Annotated in this window: 16 protein-coding genes; 11 read left to right on the top strand and 5 right to left on the bottom strand. The window is 67.2% G+C overall.

Annotated features, from left to right (window positions below; translation table 11 throughout):
* Positions 1–35: 35 nt before the first annotated feature.
* Positions 36–986 (bottom strand): LysR family transcriptional regulator, encoded by a 951-nt coding sequence (locus tag AC5P9F_RS08685; RefSeq protein WP_181453421.1) that lies wholly within the window; start codon positions 984–986, stop codon positions 36–38.
* A 142-nt stretch (positions 987–1,128) separates the two neighbouring features.
* Here AC5P9F_RS08685 and AC5P9F_RS08680 point away from each other — a divergent pair, with 142 nt between their 5' ends.
* The gene (locus AC5P9F_RS08680; protein WP_224481911.1) at positions 1,129–2,007 is read left to right on the top strand and encodes a sterol desaturase family protein; all 879 of its coding nucleotides are present in this window, start codon (positions 1,129–1,131) and stop codon (positions 2,005–2,007) included.
* Positions 2,008–2,016: 9 nt separating this feature from the next.
* Here the strand turns inward: AC5P9F_RS08680 and AC5P9F_RS08675 are convergent, their stop codons facing one another.
* Together AC5P9F_RS08675 and AC5P9F_RS08670 are read right to left on the bottom strand one after the other, a co-directional pair.
* Positions 2,017–2,721, bottom strand: coding sequence for an AraC family transcriptional regulator (locus tag AC5P9F_RS08675; protein WP_114619058.1), 705 nt, complete (start codon positions 2,719–2,721; stop codon positions 2,017–2,019).
* 287 nt (positions 2,722–3,008) lie between these two features.
* Complete coding sequence (locus AC5P9F_RS08670; RefSeq protein WP_005410044.1) at positions 3,009–3,443, bottom strand: VOC family protein; 435 nt, start codon at positions 3,441–3,443, stop codon at positions 3,009–3,011.
* Positions 3,444–3,780: 337 nt separating this feature from the next.
* Between AC5P9F_RS08670 and AC5P9F_RS08665 the strand changes: the two genes are divergently transcribed.
* A complete protein-coding gene (locus AC5P9F_RS08665) occupies positions 3,781–6,576 on the top strand; it encodes a beta-glucosidase family protein (RefSeq protein ID WP_099562638.1) in 2,796 nt (931 codons plus the stop codon).
* A gap of 101 nt (positions 6,577–6,677) precedes the next feature.
* On the opposite strand, the gene AC5P9F_RS08660 is transcribed toward AC5P9F_RS08665, so the two are convergent.
* Positions 6,678–7,574, bottom strand: coding sequence for a LysR family transcriptional regulator (locus AC5P9F_RS08660; protein ID WP_005410042.1), 897 nt, complete (start codon positions 7,572–7,574; stop codon positions 6,678–6,680).
* Positions 7,575–7,679: 105 nt separating this feature from the next.
* Here AC5P9F_RS08660 and AC5P9F_RS08655 point away from each other — a divergent pair, with 105 nt between their 5' ends.
* The 3 genes from AC5P9F_RS08655 to AC5P9F_RS08645 all read left to right on the top strand — a co-directional run bounded on the left by AC5P9F_RS08655 (position 7,680) and on the right by AC5P9F_RS08645 (position 11,556).
* Complete coding sequence (locus AC5P9F_RS08655; protein WP_099524390.1) at positions 7,680–9,038, top strand: MFS transporter; 1,359 nt, start codon at positions 7,680–7,682, stop codon at positions 9,036–9,038.
* Positions 9,038–9,424 (top strand): DUF4440 domain-containing protein, encoded by a 387-nt coding sequence (locus tag AC5P9F_RS08650; protein ID WP_060380261.1) that lies wholly within the window; start codon positions 9,038–9,040, stop codon positions 9,422–9,424. Before AC5P9F_RS08655 ends, AC5P9F_RS08650 begins: the two co-directional genes overlap by 1 nt.
* Positions 9,425–9,645: 221 nt before the next feature.
* The gene (locus tag AC5P9F_RS08645; protein WP_062607261.1) at positions 9,646–11,556 is read left to right on the top strand and encodes a CocE/NonD family hydrolase; all 1,911 of its coding nucleotides are present in this window, start codon (positions 9,646–9,648) and stop codon (positions 11,554–11,556) included.
* Between the two features lie 218 nt (positions 11,557–11,774).
* Here AC5P9F_RS08645 and AC5P9F_RS08640 read toward each other — a convergent pair whose 3' ends face one another.
* Positions 11,775–12,728, bottom strand: a complete 954-nt coding sequence (locus AC5P9F_RS08640; RefSeq protein ID WP_005413776.1) for a helix-turn-helix transcriptional regulator — start codon at positions 12,726–12,728, stop codon at positions 11,775–11,777.
* Positions 12,729–13,175: 447 nt separating this feature from the next.
* Here AC5P9F_RS08640 and AC5P9F_RS08635 point away from each other — a divergent pair, with 447 nt between their 5' ends.
* The 6 genes from AC5P9F_RS08635 to dld all read left to right on the top strand — a co-directional run bounded on the left by AC5P9F_RS08635 (position 13,176) and on the right by dld (position 20,054).
* Positions 13,176–13,934 carry an SDR family NAD(P)-dependent oxidoreductase gene (locus tag AC5P9F_RS08635; RefSeq protein ID WP_164225418.1) on the top strand — a complete coding sequence of 253 codons (759 nt, stop codon included), beginning with the start codon at positions 13,176–13,178 and terminating at the stop codon, positions 13,932–13,934.
* Between the two features lie 126 nt (positions 13,935–14,060).
* Entirely contained in the window at positions 14,061–14,513 is a 453-nt protein-coding gene (locus AC5P9F_RS08630; protein WP_005413774.1) for an MgtC/SapB family protein, read from the top strand.
* Between the two features lie 223 nt (positions 14,514–14,736).
* Positions 14,737–16,395 carry an L-lactate permease gene (gene lldP, locus AC5P9F_RS08625; protein WP_164225419.1) on the top strand — a complete coding sequence of 553 codons (1,659 nt, stop codon included), beginning with the start codon at positions 14,737–14,739 and terminating at the stop codon, positions 16,393–16,395.
* A gap of 53 nt (positions 16,396–16,448) precedes the next feature.
* Positions 16,449–17,213, top strand: a complete 765-nt coding sequence (gene lldR / locus AC5P9F_RS08620; protein WP_012480578.1) for a transcriptional regulator LldR — start codon at positions 16,449–16,451, stop codon at positions 17,211–17,213.
* Between the two features lie 4 nt (positions 17,214–17,217).
* Positions 17,218–18,357 (top strand): FMN-dependent L-lactate dehydrogenase LldD, encoded by a 1,140-nt coding sequence (lldD, locus tag AC5P9F_RS08615; protein ID WP_099527644.1) that lies wholly within the window; start codon positions 17,218–17,220, stop codon positions 18,355–18,357.
* Positions 18,354–20,054: a D-lactate dehydrogenase gene (gene dld, locus AC5P9F_RS08610; protein ID WP_049442216.1), complete on the top strand. Its 1,701-nt coding sequence runs from the start codon at positions 18,354–18,356 to the stop codon at positions 20,052–20,054. Before lldD ends, dld begins: the two co-directional genes overlap by 4 nt.
* The last annotated feature ends 28 nt before the right edge of the window (positions 20,055–20,082 follow it).

Here is a 20,082-nt window from a genome sequence, read left to right as displayed (position 1 = left end):
CAGCACGCCGCGGGCAGCTCAGTTTTCGCTGGCGGTTACGAATCCAGGCCGGCGCAGCCGGGCAGCTCGGCGTGCAGGAAATCGATGAAGGCACGCACCTTGGGCTGCAGGTGGCGCGAGGTCGGGTAGACCGCATGCACGAAGCGCGGCGGATAGCGGTGGTCGGGCAGCACCTGCTGCAGTTCGCCACGGGCCAGTGCGGGTGCCGCCAGGAACGAGGGCAGGGCGCCGATGCCCATGCCGGCCACCAGCAGGTCGCGCAGCAGCAGGCTGTTGTTGACGGTGACGCGCGCTGGCAGGGTGATCGTCACCTGGCCATCGGGGCCGAGCAGCGGCCAGCTGCCCGGTGAGTCGGACAGGCTGTAGGCCAGCACGCTGTGCGCCTGCAGATCGTCCACCGCCTGCGGTGCCGGATGCTGCCGCAGATAGGACGGGGCCGCGCACAGCACCTGCTGCAGCGAGGCCAGCCGGCGTGCCACCAGGCGTGAATCATCCAGCTCGGCACGCAGCCGCAGCGACACATCGAAACCTTCGCCGACCGCGTCGAGCAGGCGGTCTTCCATCACCAGGTCCAGCGACAACTGTGGATGCTGCTGCAGGAAGCGCGGCAGCAGCGGCGACAGCGTGCTCAGCGCGAACGACTGCGGCGCATTGACGCGCAGGCGTCCGGCTACGTCGCCGCGCTGTTCGGCGATGCCACGTTCCAATGCGTCCAGCTCGTCGAGCAGGCGGCAGCATTCACGGTAATAGGCGTGGCCGGTCTCGGTCAGGCTCATGCGCCGCGTGGTCCGCTGCAGCAGTACCACGCCCAGATGCGCTTCCAGCGTGCGCAACTGCTTGCTCAGCCCGGCCGGCGACATGCCGAGGTCTTCGGCAGCGCGGGCCAGCCCGCCGCGTTCGACGATGCGGCGGAAGGCACGCATCAGGTTGAAGGAATCCATGCCGGCCCCGGGCGCGATGAGGGCGCCATTGTAGAGCCGCGCCATGCGTGGATGTGGGAAACGCGGCGCCGACCAAGGTCGGCGTCTACCCGGTGCGTGCGGGTTGCGCTGTTTGTTCAAGCCAGCACCCCATACGCGGCGCCAGCATGCAGGCCCCTCACTTTCCGGGTTGCCCATGAAGCACTGGATGCTCCGCCTGTATGCCCCGCTGTTCCTGCTGGGCTTCGTTGCCACTGCCGTCGTCTGGGTCGGCCATTGCCACGGTGATCCGTTGTGGCTGCTGGCCTTGCTGGCGGCCGCCATCGCGGTCTCGTTCGCCGCCGAGCGTGCCTGGCCGTACGACCCCGCGTTCAACCACGACCACGGCGACAGCCTGCGTGACAGCCTGCATGCACTGGTCAACGAAAGCCTGAACCTGCTGTCGATCGCGGCGGTGCCGCTGCTGGCGGCAATCATTCCGTGGCAGTTGTGGCCGGTGCAGTGGCCATTCGCGCTGCAGGTGCTGCTGGCCATCGTCTGCGCTGATCTGGGCATCACCCTGGTGCACTACGCCAGCCATCGCATCGGCTGGTTGTGGCGGCTGCATGCGGTGCACCACAGCGTCACCCGCATGTACGGCTTCAACGGGCTGATGAAACACCCGCTGCATCAGGCGGCCGAAGCGGTGGGCGGCGTGCTGCCGCTGCTGCTGTTGGGCCTGCCGATGCCGGTGGCTGCGGTGCTGGCTTTCGCCATTGCCATCCAGCTGCTGCTGCAGCACTCCAACGTGGACATGCGTCCCGGCGTGCTCGGCCGGGTGATGGCCTGGGCGCCGCTGCACCGCTTCCACCACATGCGTTACGGCACCGCGGGCGACGTCAACTTCGGCCTGTTCCTGACCGTCTGGGACCATCTGCTGGGGACCGCCTTCAATGCGCCGGGTTATCGGCTGCAGCAACGCGACCTTGGCATCGGCAGCCAGCCGGACTATCCGCGCGATTATCCCGGGCAGCTGCTGGCGCCGTTCCGCGAACTGCCGCATGGCGAGGTGCCGGAGTTGCCGGAAGGCCTGCGCAGGCGCGAATGATTGAACATGTCAGGCCGCGTGCAGCTGCAGGCCCTGCAGCTGCGCGGCACCGATGCCGAACATGCGGCGCAGGCTGCGCGAGAGATGGGCCAGATCGGCGAATCCAGCGGCATGCGCACTGTCGGTCAGGTTGTGACCGCTCAGATGATGCATCAGCGCGCGGCGCAACCGTTGCCACAGCACCCAGCCGCGCAGGGTCACCGCCAGCTCGGACTGGAAACGCCGGTGCAGCTGGCTGGTCGAGAGGTGCGCGGCTTCGGCAATGTCGGCAGCCGGCACCGGGCCGGGCAGGTGCTGGGCAATACGGGCCAACGCCGCCTGCACGCGGCGGTCCAGCGGCTGTGGGCGGCTCAACCGTGGCAGCCAGTCGTGCAGTTCCATCGCAGTGCCGGGCAGCGAGTGCAGGTGCTGCTGGATCTGTTCGAGGTCGGCATGCGCCGGCTCAAGGAACACCGTACAGCCCGCTTCCGGCGCCGACAGGATCGCGTGCGGCTGGAAGGACGGCAGCCACAGCCGTTGGCCCTGCTGCCGTACGCCATCGACTTCGACCTGCCAGGGCGTACCGTCGCTCAGCAGCAGTTGATGGGCGTAGTGCGCATGTACGCTGCTGTCACCGGCATGGCCCTGCAGCACCGCCACGTGAGCATCCAGCAGCAGCGTGCCATTCCAGGGCAGGGCGAGGGAGGACATGGAGGGATTGTAGATCCACGTCATACATGGATGAATCTCCATCGAAATCGATTAATTCGACGATTGATCGAAGAGCATCCACGCATGGCGTGGATCTACTGCAGATTGCGGCGAATTGTCGAAGGCGGGGTGGGTCCGGTTGCGGGGGCGTGAGCGCCATGGATGGCGCGACCGAGGCTACATGGACGTACTTGCGCCGTCCCCCGCAACCGGACCTACCCCGCCACCCCACAGGAGCCCAGCTTTTGCTTCTGCTGTTGCATTGGCCGTTGCCTCTGCGGGTGCCGGGCGCAGCCCGGCCGTGCGCACCCTCACCGGCCGTGCGGATCCGGCCGGTGATGCACGTACTCGACCACCGTGCCATCGGGATGCACCGCGTTGAACGCCGCCCCAGTGGGTACCACCTGCAACGGGAAAATGATCTCGGCGCCCGCCGCCACCAGCTTGTCGTGATAGGGCCGAACATCGTCGACCAGCAGCGTTCCCGTGGTCGAAGTGAACGGCGCCAGCGCCGTCTCGCTGCCCTCGATCAACAGGAACGCACCGACCATCGCCAGACGCAGCCCGGCCTCCGGAAACGGGAACCCCGCATCGGCCACCACGCCCTGCAGCTGCTCGTAGAAGGCCACACTGCGTTCCAGCTCACCGGGTGCCACGAACACCCGGATCAGCACGCGCGGCGCGCGCTGGCTGGAGGTGTCACAGCGGTCGCGCCAGAGATGGTCGAAGTCGCGATGGACGGTCATGGGCTCGGTTCGTGGCCAGGGACCCTCATTATCGGCAGCCTCGCGCGGCGCGCTGATGACCGCCGGTGATGGCCTGATAACCGCTGGCCGGGTTGCCCCTGTGACTTAGGTCCTGTTGACAGGTGTGAACGCCCTCGCACAATCTTCACAGGATTGGGTCGCCCTGCGCGGCCCGGGCAGGCAGGTTGTCACGCCGGGAGGAGGGTCCCGCGCGCAGACCGGCTCGTCCATCGGCCTGCGGGACGTTGCCTGGCAACCCCTGCGCGGCATGAACGCTGCACCCTTCGGCGGCACTTTCCCTGGACCGATTGCCTTGGCAACGGAATTACGCCTGCCGATGAAAACGTTTACAAAGCCGCTTGCACTGTCCCTGGCCCTGTCTGCCGCACTGGCCGCCCCGGCCTGGGCCGACCCTGCCGCGTTCACTGTGCTGACCCTGGAACAGGCCCCGACCGCCGAGGCGATGCCGGCCCTGGCCGCCCAGCTGAAGACCCTGCAGGTGGACGCGGTGAGCGTGCGCCAGGTGCAGCGCGGCATCGGCCAGGTCGATCCGCTGCAGGTGCTGGCCGATGGCCTGGGCTACGCGTACCGCTTCATTGCTGCCGGCAAGGATGATGGCCAGACCCAGCGCGGCCAGGCCGTGCTGACCCGGCTGCCGATCGCTGCTGAATCCGGCCCCGACCAGCCGGGCCTGAACTACCTGCGCCTGGACGACGGCCGCCACACCGTGGCGGTCTATACCGATGCCGGTGCAGGTGCGGCGCAGCTGCCGGCGCTGGTCACCCGTTCGCGGCTGGGTGCACCGGCGGTGCTGCTCGGCGCGGTGGCCGGTGAATCGGCCAAGGCCGCAGGCTTCGATCCGGCGCGTGTCGCGCTGGAAGCCGATGCCAGCTATTTCAGCGATGGCTTCCAGGCCGCCAGCAGTGCGCCGTTCAAGGTGGAAGGCAGTACCCTGCGCGCCACCCTGCTGACCCTGGCCTACGCCGACGACACGCATGGCGACAGGCCGTGGATGGACACCACCCTCAACGCCGACGCGCGCGCTGCGCTGCTGCTGAAGGCGATGACCGAGGATGAGAAGTTCCAGATGCTGCACAGCTACTTCGGGCTGGGCAAGGACGGTGGCCCGCTGCCGGAAGGCGCAGTCGGTTCGGCCGGTTTCGTGCCGGGCGTGGCGCGGCTGGGCATTCCGTCGCAGCAGTCGGCCGATGCCGGCGTTGGCGTGACCAATCCGGGTGGCATCCGCCCGGGCGATTTCGCCACGGCGATGCCGTCGGGCCCGTCCACCGCATCGAGCTGGAACCGTGAAGTCGCCTTCGCCGGTGGCGCCACGATGGGCCGCGAGGCATGGCAGCAGCGCTTCAACATCCTGCTGTCGGGCAGCGTCAACCTGCAGCGCGACCCGCGCAACGGCCGCAACTTCGAATATGCCGGTGAAGATCCGCTGCTGGCCGGCTCGATGGTTGGCGCGCTGATCCAGGGCGTGCAGAGCCAGCACGTGATCTCCTCGATGAAGCACTTCGCGCTGAACGACATGGAGACCCGCCGCAACTTCCACGACGTGCGCATCGGCGAACAGGCCATGCACGAGTCGGACCTGCTGGCCTTCGAGATCGCGCTGGAAGCCGGTCGCCCGGGCGTGGCGATGTGCTCGTACAACAAGATCAACGGCACCTACGGCTGCGAGAACGGCTACCTGATGAACCAGGTGCTGAAGCAGGAATGGAAGTTCCCCGGTTTCGTGATGTCCGACTGGGGTGGCGTGCACAGTGGCTCGAAGGCGGCGCTGGCTGGCCTCGATCAGCAGTCGGCCGGTGAAGTGTTCGACGCGGCAGTGTTCTTCGACGAACCGCTGCGCCTGGCCGTGCACGGCGGCGTAGTGCCGCAGGCGCGCCTGAACGACATGGTGGCGCGCATCCTGCGCACGATGTTCCTGCATGGCAACTTCGACAACCCGCCGCAGCACCAGAAGGTGGATGCCGAGGCCGGTTTCGCCGTCGCCCAGCGTACGGTGGAAGAAGGCAGCGTGCTGCTGCGCAATGAGGGCAACCTGCTACCGCTGGCCGACAGCGTGAAGCGCATCGTCATCATCGGCGGCCATGCCGACAAGGGCGTGATCGGTGGCGGTGGTTCGTCGATGGTGGGCGTGACCGCAAAGGGCACCAATGCGGTGCCGGGCGTGATGCCGACCACCTGGCCGGGCCCGGTGATCTTCCACCCGTCCTCGCCGCTGGAATCGCTGCGCGCCGCGCGCCCGGACGCGACCATCGAGTATGTGGACGGGACCAATGCCGCCGCTGCGGCCAAGGCCGCCGCGCAGGCTGACGTGGCCATCGTGTTCGCCACCCAGTGGGCCGCCGAATCGGTGGACCTGCCGGACATGCAGCTGCCGGACAACCAGGATGCCCTGATCTCGGCAGTGGCCAAGGCCAACCCGAAGACCGTGCTGGTGCTGGAAACCAATGGCCCGGTGCGCACGCCGTGGCTGGCGCAGGTGCCGGCGATGCTGCAGGCCTGGTACCCGGGCATCCGCGGTGGCGAAGGCATCGCCGCGCTGCTGACCGGCCAGGTCAATCCGTCGGGCCGCCTGCCGGTGACCTGGGTGACGGACGAATCGCAGCTGCCACGCCCGCACATCGACGGCCTCGGCTTCAAGCCGGCCAAGCCGTTTGGTGATGTGTTCGATTTCGATATCGAAGGCGCCAACGTCGGCTACAAGTGGATGGCGGCCAAGGGCCTGACCCCGACCTTCGCCTTCGGCCACGGGCTGTCCTACACCTCGTTCACCTATGAAAATCTGAAGGTGAGCGTGGAGGGCTCGCGCCTGGTCGCCAGCGTCGACATCCGCAACACCGGCAAGCGTGCCGGTGCCGACGTGGCCCAGCTGTACCTGAAGCTTCCGGCTGGCAGCACCACGCCGATCCGCCTGATCGGCTATGACAAGGTGAACCTGCAGCCGGGCGAACAGCGCCGCATCCGCATCGAAGCCGAGCCGAAGACCCTGGCCCACTACGATGCACAGGCGCGCCAGTGGAAGATCGACGGTGGCACCTACCAGGTCCAGCTGTCGCGCAATGCGGCCGAACCGCTGCAGAGCGTGGACGTGCAGCTGGTGGAGCAGGTGCTGCGCTGATGCCTGAAGACACGGCCCGCACAGGGCCGTGTCTGAAAAAGGGGACGGAGGGGATTAAGTCGTTTATGCACAAACGACTTAATCCCCTCCGTCCCCTTTTTTCATTTGCCAAACCACCCGCGCAGGAAATCGATCAGCTGCCGCACCTTCGGTGAGGGCTGCGTGCTGTGCGGGTAGACCGCGTATACGCTCTGCTGCGGGAAGCGGTGCTGGCGCAGCACCGGGCGCAGCCGGTCCTGGGCCAGGTCGTCCTCGATCAGCCAGCGTGGCAGCACGGTGACCCCGGCGCCGGCCACGGCGAAGGCACGCAGGCTGCTGGCACCATCTACGCGCACCACCGCATTGCCCGGGTTGGTGGCAAACAGGGCGTCGCTGCCATCCGGCGCCACCACCGGCACGTCGGCCAGGCGCGGGTAGCCGAGGCGGGGCAGGGTGCCCAGCTGCACGGGGTCGTCGGCAGCATCGGCAGAGGGCAGGCGTGCCAGCAGGGACGGAGCCGCCACGGGGCACAGTGGATGGCGTTCCAGTTCGCTGGCGTGCAGGCCCGAATCCGGCAGACGGCCAAGACGGATCGCCAGGTCGAAGCGCTCGGGAATCAGGTCCGCCGGCGCGGGAGACGTGGACAGGTGCAGCTGCAGCGCCGGGTGCCGCGCACGGAACGCCTCCAGCGCAGGAATCAAGCGTAGCTGGGCGTACTCCGGCGTGGTGGTCAGGCGCAGCACGCCCTGAAGCTGGTGCTGGTCGCGGCGCGCGGCATCGATCGCTGCCTGTGCGGCGTCCAACGCCTGCACGCAGTGCTGCAGGAACTGTTCGCCGGCCTCGGTCAGGGCCAGGTGGCGGGTACTGCGCAACAGCAGGGTCACGCCCAGCTCCTGCTCCAGCCGCTTCAGGTTGAAGCTGACCACCGCGCGGCTGAGGCCGAGCCGATCAGCTGCTGCGGTGAGGCTGCCGGCCTCGACCACGGCGCGGAAGATATCGAAGCGATCGAGGCTGACCATGGCAATTCATTGTCAAAGTGGATTTGACAGTGTTGCAGTTGCTGTCGTGTTTTTCCAACAAGGCCCGCACGGCATGCTGGCCGCTTCCCTGCTGGAGCGCCGCCGATGCCGTCCCCCCGCCTGCGCCATGAGGCGATCTTCCTGCTGGCGTTCGCCCTGGATCTGGTCAACATGTTCATCGCCACGGTGGCCTATCCGGCACTGGCAGCGGAACTGCACGCTGATGTCGGTACCCTGGCCTGGGTGGGCACCGCCTACATGCTGGGCCTGAGCGTGGTGATTCCGCTGGCGCCTTGGTTGGCCGCGCGCTGTGGTGAGCGTCGCCTGCTGCTGGTGGCGTTGCTGTTGTTCGCGGTTGCCGCTGTGCTGGCCGGCGCCGCACCGGGTATCGGCTGGCTGCTGGGCTGGCGCCTGCTGCAGGGGCTGGCCGGTGGCCTGCTGATTCCGGTGGCACAGGCGGCAGCGTACCGACAATGCACGCCCGACCAGCGTGGCGCGCTGACCCGCCGCATCCTGCTGGTGGCCCTGCTGGTGCCGGCACTGGCGCCGGCGCTGGGCGGGCTGTTGGTGCAGTGGTTGTCCTGGCGCGGCGTGCTCTGGGCCAGCCTGCCGTTGGCGGTGATGGCAATTGGCCTAGTGCTGGCCTGGATGCCGGCCGATGGCGCGCGCAGTGCGCCGCGCCTGCAGGCCTATGCGCTGTCTACCGCGATGCTGGCGCTGGGCGCGTTGCTGCTGGCGCTGACCTGGCTGGGCGAGTCCGGACATCGCGGTGCCGGTGCCGTGTTGCTGCTGGTCGCGCTGCTGCTGGCGGCGGCCCACCTGCGGCATGCACGTCGGCAGGTGCAGCCACTGCTGCGCTGGTCGCTGCTGTCCCACCGTGGGCTGCGGCTGGCGATGCTGGTGTATCTGGCCGTGCCGGGCGTATTCATCGGCAGTCAGCTGGTCAGTACCCTGCAGCTGCACCAGGCCGGTTACAGCGCGGCACGCATCGGCGCGTTGATGCTGCCCTGGGCGCTGGCCTCGGCCATTGCGATCACGGCCAGCAAGCGCCTGCTGGCTCGCTTCGGCCCGGCCACGGTACTGCGCGCCGGTATGCTGCTGCAGGCCAGCGGCCTGCTGCTGATGGCGCTGCTGCCGCAGCCGGCCTTCGCGTTGGCCGCGCTGTTGTTCGCGCTGATGGGCGCCGGTGGCAGCCTGTGCAGCAGCACCGCGCAGACGCTGGCTTTCCACGGCGTGGAGGGTGAAGCGCTGGGCGATGCCAGTGCCCTTTGGAACCTCAACCGTCAGCTCAGTTTCTGCCTTGCTACTGCCGCCATTGCGCTGTTGCTCGCATTGGCCATGCAATGGCTGCCGGCCCACGCCACCGGCATGGCGCTGGGTCTGGCCGCGGTACTGACCCTGCTGCCGATGGCGCTGCTGCGCCGGCCGCAGTTGCTCACCCTTTCGCAACCGGAGAACATCTGATGGATACCACCGCAGAGCATGAAATCCACCACCTGCACGACAAGCTGCAGGCCTGGTTCCGTGCCGATGTCGGCGCCGATGCGCTGGAGGGTCTGATGGCGCACTTCAGCGCGGACTTCAGCATGGTCGGCATCGCTGGTCGCCGATTGGATCGGCAAGCCGTGCAGGCACTGTTCGCGGGCGGTCATGGCGCGCGTCCAGGACTGCAGATTTCCATCGACGCCGTACAGGCGGTGGAAGCGCCATCACCGCTGGCGGTGCTGCGTTATCGCGAAGGGCATTCGCTCGATAGCGGCCAGCTCACATGGCGCGAATCGTTGGCCGTGCTGCGGCGGGAGCAGGGTCGCTGGCGCTGGTTGGCGCTGCACGAAGTGCCGATGGCCTGACCGGTAGTGCCGGCCGCTGGCCGGCAACCGCGTAACGCGCCCCAGGATCATGAAGTTGCCGGCCAGCGGCCGGCACTACCGGTCGTTGGCGAGCGCGGCGGCACCGCAGGCACATGTGCCATCAGTCCTGCCTGCATCCACCGCAGAATGCAAAGCCTGCACACACTTCACGGCTCGGGGCAGGAGTAGGCTTGAAGCTTTCCTGCCGGGAGGGGTTGTCCATGCGTGTGCGTGCCGTCGCTGTAGCCATTGCCCTTTGCCTGTCCAGCACCGTGCTGGCCGCCGATACCCCGCCGATGACCCCGGACATCAGCGGCAAGCCCTTCGTTGCCCCCGATGTCGGTCGTGACTACGACAAGCGCGTGGTGATGGTGCCGATGCGTGATGGCACCAAGCTGTATACGGTGATCGTGGTGCCCAAGGGCGCCCGCAATGCCCCGATCCTGCTGACCCGCACGCCCTACGATGCCGCTGGCCGCGCCAGCCGCAGTGATTCGCCGCGCATGCGCGACCTGCTGCCGCAGGGCGACGAGGTGTTCGTCGACGGCGGTTACATCCGCGTGTTCCAGGACATCCGTGGCAAGTACGGCTCCGAAGGCGATTACGTGATGACCCGGCCGTTGCGCGGGCCGTTGAACAACACCAAAGTCGACCACTCCACCGACGCCTGGGACACCATCGACTGGCTGGTGAAGAACGTGCCGGAGAGCAATGGCAAGGTCGGCATGCTCGGCTCGTCGTACGAGGGCTTCACCGTGGTGATGGCGCTGACCGACCCGCATCCGGCGCTGAAGGTGGCCGCACCGCAGAGCCCGATGGTCGATGGCTGGATGGGCGACGACTGGCTCAACTACGGTGCGTTCCGCCAGGTCAACTTCAACTATTTCGCGATGCAGACCGAGAAGCGCGGCAAGGGTACGCCGCTGCCCAGCCTCGGCTATGACGACTACAGCACTTTCCTGCGGATCGGTTCGGCTGGCGACTACGCGCGCTTCACCGGCGTGGACCAGCTGACCTGGTGGAAGAAGCTGGTCGAGCACCCGGCCTATGACGGCTTCTGGCAGGGTCAGGCGCTGGACGCGGTGATGGCGAAAACACCGTTGAAGGTGCCGACCATGTGGCTGCAGGGCCTGTGGGACCAAGAGGACATGTGGGGCGCCAACCACGCCTACCAGGCAATGGAAGGGCGCGACAGCGGCAACAACCGCAATTACCTGGTGATGGGGCCGTGGCGGCACAGCCAGGTGAACTACAGCGGCAGCGAACTGGGCGCGCTGAAGTTCGACGGCGATACCGCGCTGCAGTTCCGCCGTGATGTGCTCAAGCCGTTCTTCGACCAGTACCTGGTGGATGGCGCGCCGAAGGCCGACACGCCGCCGGTGCTGGTCTACAACACCGGCGAAAACCACTGGGATCGCCTGAAGGGTTGGCCGCGCAGCTGCGACAAGGGCTGTGCTGCCAGCAGCAAGCCGTTGTACCTGCGGGCCGGCGGCAAGCTGGCATTCCAGGCGCCGGCGGCGGGCGAGGGCGACTTCGAGGAGTACGTGTCCGACCCGGCCAAGCCGGTGCCGTTCGTGCCGCGTCCGGTCCGCTTCGGTGACCGCGACATGTGGACCACCTGGCTGGTCAAGGACCAGCGCTTTGTCGATGGTCGCCCGGACGTGCTGACCTTCATCACCGAACCGCTGACCGCGCCGCTGCGCATCGGCGGCGCGCCGGTAGTGCACCTGCAGGCCTCGACCAGTGGCACCGACAGTGACTGGGTGGTGAAGCTGATCGACGTGTATCCGGACCAGGAAGCGTCGACGCCGGAGATGGGTGGCTACGAGCTGCCTGTGTCGCTGGCGATCTTCCGTGGCCGCTACCGCGAAAGCTTCAGCGATCCGAAGCCGCTGGCGGCGAACCAGGTGCTGCCGTACCGCTTCGGCCTGCCCAATGCCAACCACACGTTCCAGAAGGGCCACCGGGTGATGGTGCAGGTGCAGTCCAGCCTGTTCCCGCTGTACGACCGCAACCCGCAGACCTACGTGCCGAACATCTACCTGGCCAAGCCAGGCGATTACCAGAAGGCCACGCAGCGGGTCTGGCACAGCGCGGCGCAGGCGAGCTACATCGATCTGCCGGTGTATTGAGGCGGAGAGGATGACGCCGGGCATAGCCCGGCAGCACGTGTAGTGCCGGCCGCTGGCCGGCATCCGCGATGGCGCAGGAGCGTGTCGACCAAGGTCGACACCTACCAAGGCTGGGCCATGGCACTTCGATTCAGGCGGCTGCGGTAGTGCCGGCCGCTGGCCGGCATCCGCGATGGCGCGGGAGCGTGTCGACCAAGGTCGGCACCTACCAAGGCACCTCACCCCACCTTCGAGGGGCCCGTGCGCCAGCGGCTGGGGACCAGGCCGAAACGCTTGCGGAATGCCGCTGCGAAGTTGCTGGGATGACGGTAGCCGCTGGCGGCGGCGGCCTGCTCGACCGTCCAGCCGTCCTCGCGCAGGCCCTGTTCGGCGTGGCGCATGCGCTGCTCGTGCAGGTAGTCGAACACCGAGCAGCCGTACTGCTGGGCGAAATGACGGCGCAGCGAGCTGGGGCTCATGCAGGCCAGCTGGGCCAGCTCGACCAGGCTGTGGGCGTGGCTGGGGTCGTCATGCAGGTAGGCACGCACGCGCTCCAGGCGCTCGCGCTGGCCGGCCCGCAGCGTTCGTACAGGGTCGGTCTGCAGATCCTCGGCCTTCAGGCCAACGGCCAGCAGCTGCAGAGCAACGCCCTCGCGCCACAAGGCGTCGATGCCATCTTCCCATGGGCTGTCGAACAACTGGCCGAGTACCGGCAGCAGGGTATGCGGAATGGCCCAGTGGCGGCATTCCAGGTGGCTGTTGAGCGCGGTCTCCAGCTGCGGCAGATGGAACAGATCCGGATCGATCTGGCCGGGCACCATGACGCTGACGCCGCGCATGCGCGTTTCGCCGGGGTGCGCACCGGTCATCTCGACCTGCTCGCGGTGGTGCGCGGTCATCGCCGTGCCGGCGCGCAGGGTGAAACCACCGCGTCGCGGAATGCGCACATCGACCTGGCCCTGCAGCATCACGCGGATGGCCAGGCCGGGACTCTGCTGGGCGGTCGCTACATAAGGAAAGCGATTATGGACGTCGGAGGCGATCAGGCTCATGCCGCCGCGCAGGAACTGCTCGTTGACCTCGCCATGGCCGGCCCACTGGTCGTCGCGCAGGTGTTCCGGGTCAGCGCGGTAATCAAAGCCATGACGGTGGCCGAAGCGGCGGTAATCGGCAAAAGTGAAGTATCGGGACATCGCTCGGCACGTACTTTGGAGGTGGACGCTGGCATGACCTCGCCCACGCGCTCTGCAACGCAGATGCAGATCCGGTCGTTACCCGCGCAGGCATGCTGGGAAGCAGTGGCGTGGGCACTCTGGATGGCTGGGGAAACGCCAGGTTGAATGGAGTGTGTCGAAGAAACTGGAAACGTTTCCCATTGTCGCCTCGATTCGCGCGCTTTTGATTCCCATAGGGTCAAAACGATTGACGATTACGGCCAAAGTGGAAATGCCGCCGAGCATACGCCGGCGTTTTGCATGCATATCCGTACGTAATTCCATACATCAACTTGAGTTGAGGTTTCATGGCTGGAACGATCGCCCGTAGACGCGGTGTCAGCCAGGCCATCACAGGAATGCGCGTAGGGTGGGGTGGTTGGCTGCTGCAGGCCACTTCGATACCCCCACTGATGGAGAACGCAGATGATTGATTACCAACTCACCAGCAAGACCGCGATCGTGACCGGCGGCGTGTCCGGCATTGGTCTGGCCGTGGCGCAGACCCTGGCGGCGTCCGGCGCGCGGATCTCGGTCTGGGACCTGAAGCAGGATGCGGTGGATGCCACCGTGGCGCAGTTGCGCAATGCCGGAGCACAGGCGATTGGCATCGCGCTGGACGTCACCGACGACGCAGCGGTGGAGGCGGCGGTGCAGCGCACGATCAAGGAACTCGACGGCCTGCATGTGGCGGTCAACAACGCCGGTATCGGCGGGCCGGCCGCCAGCAGCGGTGACTATCCGATCGATGGCTGGCAGCGGGTCATCGACGTCAACCTGACCAGCGTGTTCCTGTGCCAGCGTGCGCAGATCCGGGCAATGCGAGCCGCTGGAAGCGGCGGCAGCATCATCAACATGGCCTCGATCCTGGGCCAGGTGGGGTATGCCGGTTCCACCGCTTATGCGGCGGCCAAGCACGGCGTGGTCGGGCTGACCCAGACCGCCGCGTGGGAACATGCCGCCGACGGCATTCGTGTCAACGCGGTCGGCCCGGGCTTCATCAGCACACCGCTGCTGGAGAAGATGGACCCGAAGGTGCGCGCCACGCTGGAAGGCCGTCACGCCTTGAAGCGGCTGGGTACGGCCGAGGAAGTGGCGGCGCTGGTGGCCTGGCTGGCCAGCGACGATGCCTCGTTCGCGACCGGCGCGTATTACGCCATCGATGGTGGCTACCTGGCGCAGTGAGCGAATGCGGTCAGTAGATCCACGCCATGCGTGGAGGAATGCGTGCGGTGAAGAAGGCGTGCCATCGCCTTCACCGCCGTCCCACGATCGCCGCGCGACGCTCCGGGAAAATTCCGGAGCTTTCCCATGGAACTTACCCAGGATGTCTCGATCCTGCTGCGCGTTGCCGCAGCGATGCTGTTCGGCGGCGTGCTCGGCGTCGAGCGCGAGATGGGCAAGCACGCCGCTGGCCTGCGTACGCACATGCTGATCGCAGGGGCCGCCGCGTTGATCGTCGGCCTTGGCGACTCGGTGGCCGAGCATTTCCAGCAGGAGCGCTACCGCGACCTGCTGCAGGTTGATCCGGTACGCCTGATCGAAGCGGTGGTGGCCTGTGTCGGCTTCGTTGCCGCTGGCACCATCCTGCGTGGGTCACGCGAGGACCAGGTCAGCGGCCTGACCACGGCCAGCTCGTTGATCATGGCGGCGGCCATCGGGATTGCGGTGGGGATCAGCAAGTACGTGATTGCCATCGGCGTGAGCGTGCTGTGCGTGCTGGTGCTGGCAGTGATGCGGCGGCTGGAGAAACGGATCTCGTAGGGAATCTCGAATTGCCGGCCAGCGGCCGGCACTACCATGCGGACTAAATGGTCGGACCAATATGGCATCTAGCCCTATGGTCTAATAGGTTCCTCGCCGGAGTGGCGGTTAAATCCGCTGCAAGTGGTCTGATCGAAATCATTATTGGTACGACCAATAATCGACAGCCACGGCGATCCACCGCCTGCGGTGGGGCACCTTCCGCATCCAGTCGAGAGTCTTCATGCAGCCCTGGCAACACCTGTACGACCCCGCCGGCAACCTGTGGTTGTCGAGCCTGATCGCGCTGCTGCCGATCGCGTTCTTCTTCGTTGCCCTGGCCGTGCTGCGCATGAAGGGCTGGCTGGCCGGCACGATCACCGTGGCCATCGCGCTTGGCGTGGCCCTGCTGTTCTACCGCATGCCGCTGAGCCAGGCGCTGGGTGCGGCCGGCTTCGGCTTCGTCTACGGCCTTTGGCCTATTGCCTGGATCATCATCGGCGCGGTGTTCCTCTACAAGGTCTCGGTCAAGACCGGTCAGTTCGACATCATCCGCGCTTCGATCCTGTCGGTGACCGAAGACCAGCGCCTGCAGATGCTGATGGTCGGCTTCGCCTTCGGTGCCTTCCTGGAAGGCGCGGCCGGTTTCGGTGCGCCAGTGGCGATCACTGCGGCGCTGCTGGTCGGGCTGGGCTTCAAGCCGCTGTACGCCGCCGGCCTGTGCCTGATCGTCAACACCGCGCCGGTGGCGTTCGGTGCAATGGGCATTCCGATCATCGTGGCCGGGCAGGTCACCGGCCTGGATGCCTTCGAGATCGGCCAGATGGCGGGCCGCCAGCTGCCGTTCCTGACCGTCATCGTGCTGTTCTGGATCATGGCGATCATGGATGGCTGGCGTGGCATCAAGGAAACCTGGCCGGCGGTGCTGGTGGCCGGTGGCTCCTTCGCCATCGCGCAGTACCTGACCTCCAACTTCATCGGTCCGGAACTGCCGGACATCACCGCCTCGCTGGCGTCGCTGGTCTGCCTGACCCTGTTCCTGCGCCGCTGGAAGCCGGTGCGGATCTTCCGCTTCGATACCGAAACCAGCGCCGAGGCGGCCGCAGAGGCACTGGAGGCGCCGCGCTACAGCGTCGGCCAGATCGCCAAGGCGTGGTCGCCGTTCCTGATCCTCACCGCGATGGTCACGCTGTGGAGCATCAAGCCGTTCAAGTCGCTGTTCGCGGCAGGCGGCCCGCTGGAAGGCTGGGTGCTGAAGCTCCCGGTGCCGGGCCTCGACCAGAGGGTGCAGAAGATGCCACCGATCGTGGACGCGCCGCTCAGCTATGAGGCGGTCTACAAGTTCGACTGGTTCTCGGCCACCGGCACCTCGATCATCCTCGCGGCGGTGATCGCGATCATCGCGCTGCGCATGCCAGCCCGGTCGGCGCTGCAGACCTTCGGTGAAACCGTGCGTGAGCTGCGCATGCCGATCTATTCGATCGGCATGGTGCTGGCCTTCGCCTTCATCGCCAACTATTCGGGCCTGTCGGCAACGCTGGCGCTGGCACTGGCGCACACCGGAGACGCGTTCCCGTTCTTCTCGCCGTTCCTGGGCTGGCTGGGCGTGTTCCTGACCGGCTCGGACACATCGTCCAATGCGCTGTTCTCGGCGCTGCAGGCGACCACCGCACAGCAGATCGGCGTGTCCGACGTGCTGCTGGTGGCGGCCAACACCACCGGCGGTGTCACCGGCAAGATGATCTCGCCGCAGTCGATCGCCATTGCCTGCGCGGCGGTTGGCCTGGCCGGCAAGGAATCGGACCTGTTCCGTTTCACGGTCAAGCACAGCCTGGTCTTCACCACCATGGTCGGCCTGATCACCCTGGCCCAGGCCTACTGGCTGACCTGGATGATCCCCTGAGCCATGCACGGCTGGCCGACCACCCGCTGCGCGCTTCGGGCCACAATGGCGCCATGAGCACGCAACGTATCTCGGACAAGGTGGCCGCGCAGCTGCGCGGCCTGGTGCAGGAACAGCGGCTGCAGCCGGGCGATCGGCTGCCGGCCGAACGCACGCTGGCGGTGCAGCTGGGGGTCTCGCGCACGGCGTTGCGCGAGGCCATCGCGCAGCTGGCCAGCCAGGGCCTGCTGACCGCACGGGTCGGTGGCGGCACCTACGTGGCCGAACCGGCGGCGCGCGCGCGGCAGGCGCTGGATGAACCGCTGGCGCCGTACCTGCCGCTGTTCCAGGGCGACCCGGAATACCGCTTCGACGTACTGGAGATCCGCCATGCGCTGGAAGGCGCCACCGCCTGGCATGCGGCGCTGCGTGCCACCGACGAGGACCGCACGCGCATCGCGCAGGCCTTCCAGACCATGATGGACGCGCACGGCAAGGACGACCCCACCGGTGAAGCGGAGGCTGACGCGGCCTTCCACCTGTCCATCGCCGAGGCCTCGCACAACCTGGTGCTGCTGCAGGTGATGCGCGGCCTGTTCGAACTGCTGCAGACCAACATCTCGCAGAGCCGCGAGAAGCTCTACACCTCGGCGAGGACCTTCTCGCCGCTGTCCGACCAGCATCGCGAGATGATGGACGCGGTGCTGGCCGGCGACCCCGAACGCGCGCGCGCCGCCGCGCATGCCCACCTCGAGTTCGTGCACACCACGCTGCGCACGCTCGATGACAACGAAGCCCGGCGTGCGCGGGCCTCGCGTCTACCTTCCCCACACGGTTGACCCCATGATCATCTCCGCCTCCACCGATTACCGTGCTGCTGCCGAACGGCGGCTGCCGCCGTTCCTGTTCAACTACATCGATGGCGGCGCGTATGCCGAGCACACGCTGAAGCGCAACGTTTCCGACCTGTCCGACATCGCGCTGCGCCAGCGCATCCTGCGCAACATGTCCGACCTGAGCCTGGAAACCGAGCTGTTCGGCGAAACGCTGGCAATGCCGGTGGCGCTGGCGCCGGTCGGCCTGACCGGCATGTATGCCCGGCGCGGTGAAGTGCAGGCGGCGCGCGCGGCCGACAGCCGCGGCATCCCGTTCACGCTGTCGACCGTATCGGTGTGCCCGATCGAGGAAGTGGCACCGGCCATCCAGCGGCCGATGTGGTTCCAGCTGTACGTGCTGCGCGACCGTGGCTTCATGCGCAACGCACTGGAGCGGGCGCAGGCCGCTGGCGTGACCACGCTGGTGTTCACCGTGGACATGCCGGTGCCGGGTGCGCGCTACCGCGATGCCCACTCCGGCATGAGCGGCCCGAACGCCTCGCTGCGCCGTATCGGCCAGGCCATCACCCATCCGCACTGGGCGTGGGACGTGGGACTGTTCGGCCGCCCGCATGACCTGGGCAACATCTCCACCTACCGTGGCAACCCGACCGGGCTGGAGGATTACATCGGCTGGCTGGGCAGCAACTTCGATCCCTCCATTTCCTGGAAGGACCTGGAGTGGATCCGCGAATTCTGGAAGGGCCCGATGGTGATCAAGGGCATCCTTGACCCGGATGACGCGCGTGATGCGGTCAGGTTCGGTGCCGATGGCATCGTGGTCTCCAACCACGGTGGCCGCCAGCTGGACGGCGTGCTGTCCACCGCACGCGCACTGCCGGCGATTGCCGACGCAGTACAGGGCGATCTGAAGATTCTCGCCGATTCGGGCATCCGTACCGGCCTGGACGTGGTGCGCATGCTGGCGCTCGGTGCCGATACCGTGCTGCTGGGGCGCGCCTTCGTCTATGCGCTGGCCGCGCAGGGCGAGGCCGGCGTGGCCAACCTGCTGGACCTGATCGCCAAGGAGATGCGCGTGGCGATGACACTGACCGGTGCGCGTCGCATCGCTGACATCGGCCGCGATTCGCTGGTCAGCCTGCCATGAATGGCCACGATGCCGTGCTGGCACAGTTGCGCGACGCGGTCGGCAGCCGCCATGTACTGACCGGCGACAAGGCCACGCGCCGCTTCCGTCGCGGCTACCGCTTCGGCGATGGCCCGGTACTGGCAGTGGTGCGCCCGGGTACCTTGCTGGAACTGTGGCGCGTGCTGCAGGCAGCGGTGCAGGGTGGGGCGGCGGTCATCCTGCAGGCGGCCAATACCGGGCTGACCGGTGGCTCGACCCCGGACGGCGATGACTACGGCCGGCCGATCGTGCTGGTCAGCACGCTGCGCCTGACCGGCATCCAGCTGTTGAACGAAGGCCGCCAGGTGCTGTGCCTGCCCGGTGCCACGCTCGACCGCCTGGAGCAGACGCTGGCACCGCTGGGCCGTGAACCGCATTCGGTGATCGGCTCGTCCTGCATCGGCGCCTCGGTGCTGGGCGGCATCTGCAACAACTCCGGCGGCGCGCTGGTGCGCCGTGGCCCGGCCTACACCGAGCTGGCGCTGTACGCGCGGGTCGATGCGCAGGGCCAACTACAGCTGGTCAACCATCTCGGCATCGCGCTGGGCGATACGCCCGAGCAGATCCTGCAGCGCCTGCAGGCCGGCGACTACAGTGCGTCGGATGTGGGGGACGGCGACGGCCGCGCGGCCTCCGATCCGCGCTACGCCGACGAAGTGCGCAAGGTCGACGCCGATACCCCGGCGCGCTTCAATGCTGATCCCAGCCGCCACTACGAGGCTGCCGGTTCGGCCGGCAAGCTGGCGGTGTTCGCGGTGCGCCTGGATACCTTCGAAAAGGAGGCCGCCGAAGTCTTCTACATCGGCAGCAACCGCACCGACAGCCTCACGGCGATCCGGCGCCAGCTGCTGACCGGCTTCGAGCGCCTGCCGATTGCCGGTGAGTACATCCACCGCGATGCCTATGACATCGGCGAGCGCTACGGCAAGGACAGCTTCCTGCTGATCGATCGCCTCGGCACCGCACGTGTACCTGCCGCGTTCGCATTGAAGAGCCGCGTCGACGGCTGGTTCGAACGGCTGGGCCTGCGTGGGGTGACTGACCGGGTGATGCAGGTTCTGACCGGCCTGCTGCCCTCGCACCTGCCCAAGCGCATGGGCGAGTTCCGCCAGCGCTACGAGCATCACCTGTTGCTGAAGGTCTCTGCCCAGGACGCTGCGGAAACCGAGGCCTGGTTGCGCGCCTTCTTCGCCGGGCACGAAGGCGGCTTTTTCCACTGCACGGCCGAGGAGGGGCGCAAGGCGTTCCTGCATCGCTTCGCCGTGGCCGGTGCCGCGGTGCGCTACCGCGAAGTGCATCGCGGGCAGGTGCAGGACATCGTGGCGCTGGACATTGCCCTGCGCCGAGATGATGCCGACTGGTTCGAGCAGTTGCCGGCCGATGTCGACGGCCGCCTGCTGCACAAGCTGTATTACGGGCACTTCCTGTGCCACGTGTTCCACCAGGACTACATCGCGCGCAAGGGTGAAGACCCGATGGCGATCGAGCACGCGATGTGGGCGCTGCTGGACCAGCGCGGTGCCGAGTACCCGGCCGAGCACAATGTCGGTCACCTGTACCCGGCCAAGCCGGCGCTGGCCGGGTTCTACAGGCAGCTGGACCCGAGCAACACGTTCAATCCCGGTATCGGCCAGACCTCGAAGGCCAAGGGCTGGGGTGGCTGCGATTGCGGATGATGTAGAGCCGCCCCTATGCTCGGCTGCT

Source organism: Stenotrophomonas sp. YJH_SMC_4 (genome assembly GCF_059371575.1).
Note: the sequence above shows the minus strand (reverse complement) of the source record. Positions and strands in the feature narration are given on the sequence as shown.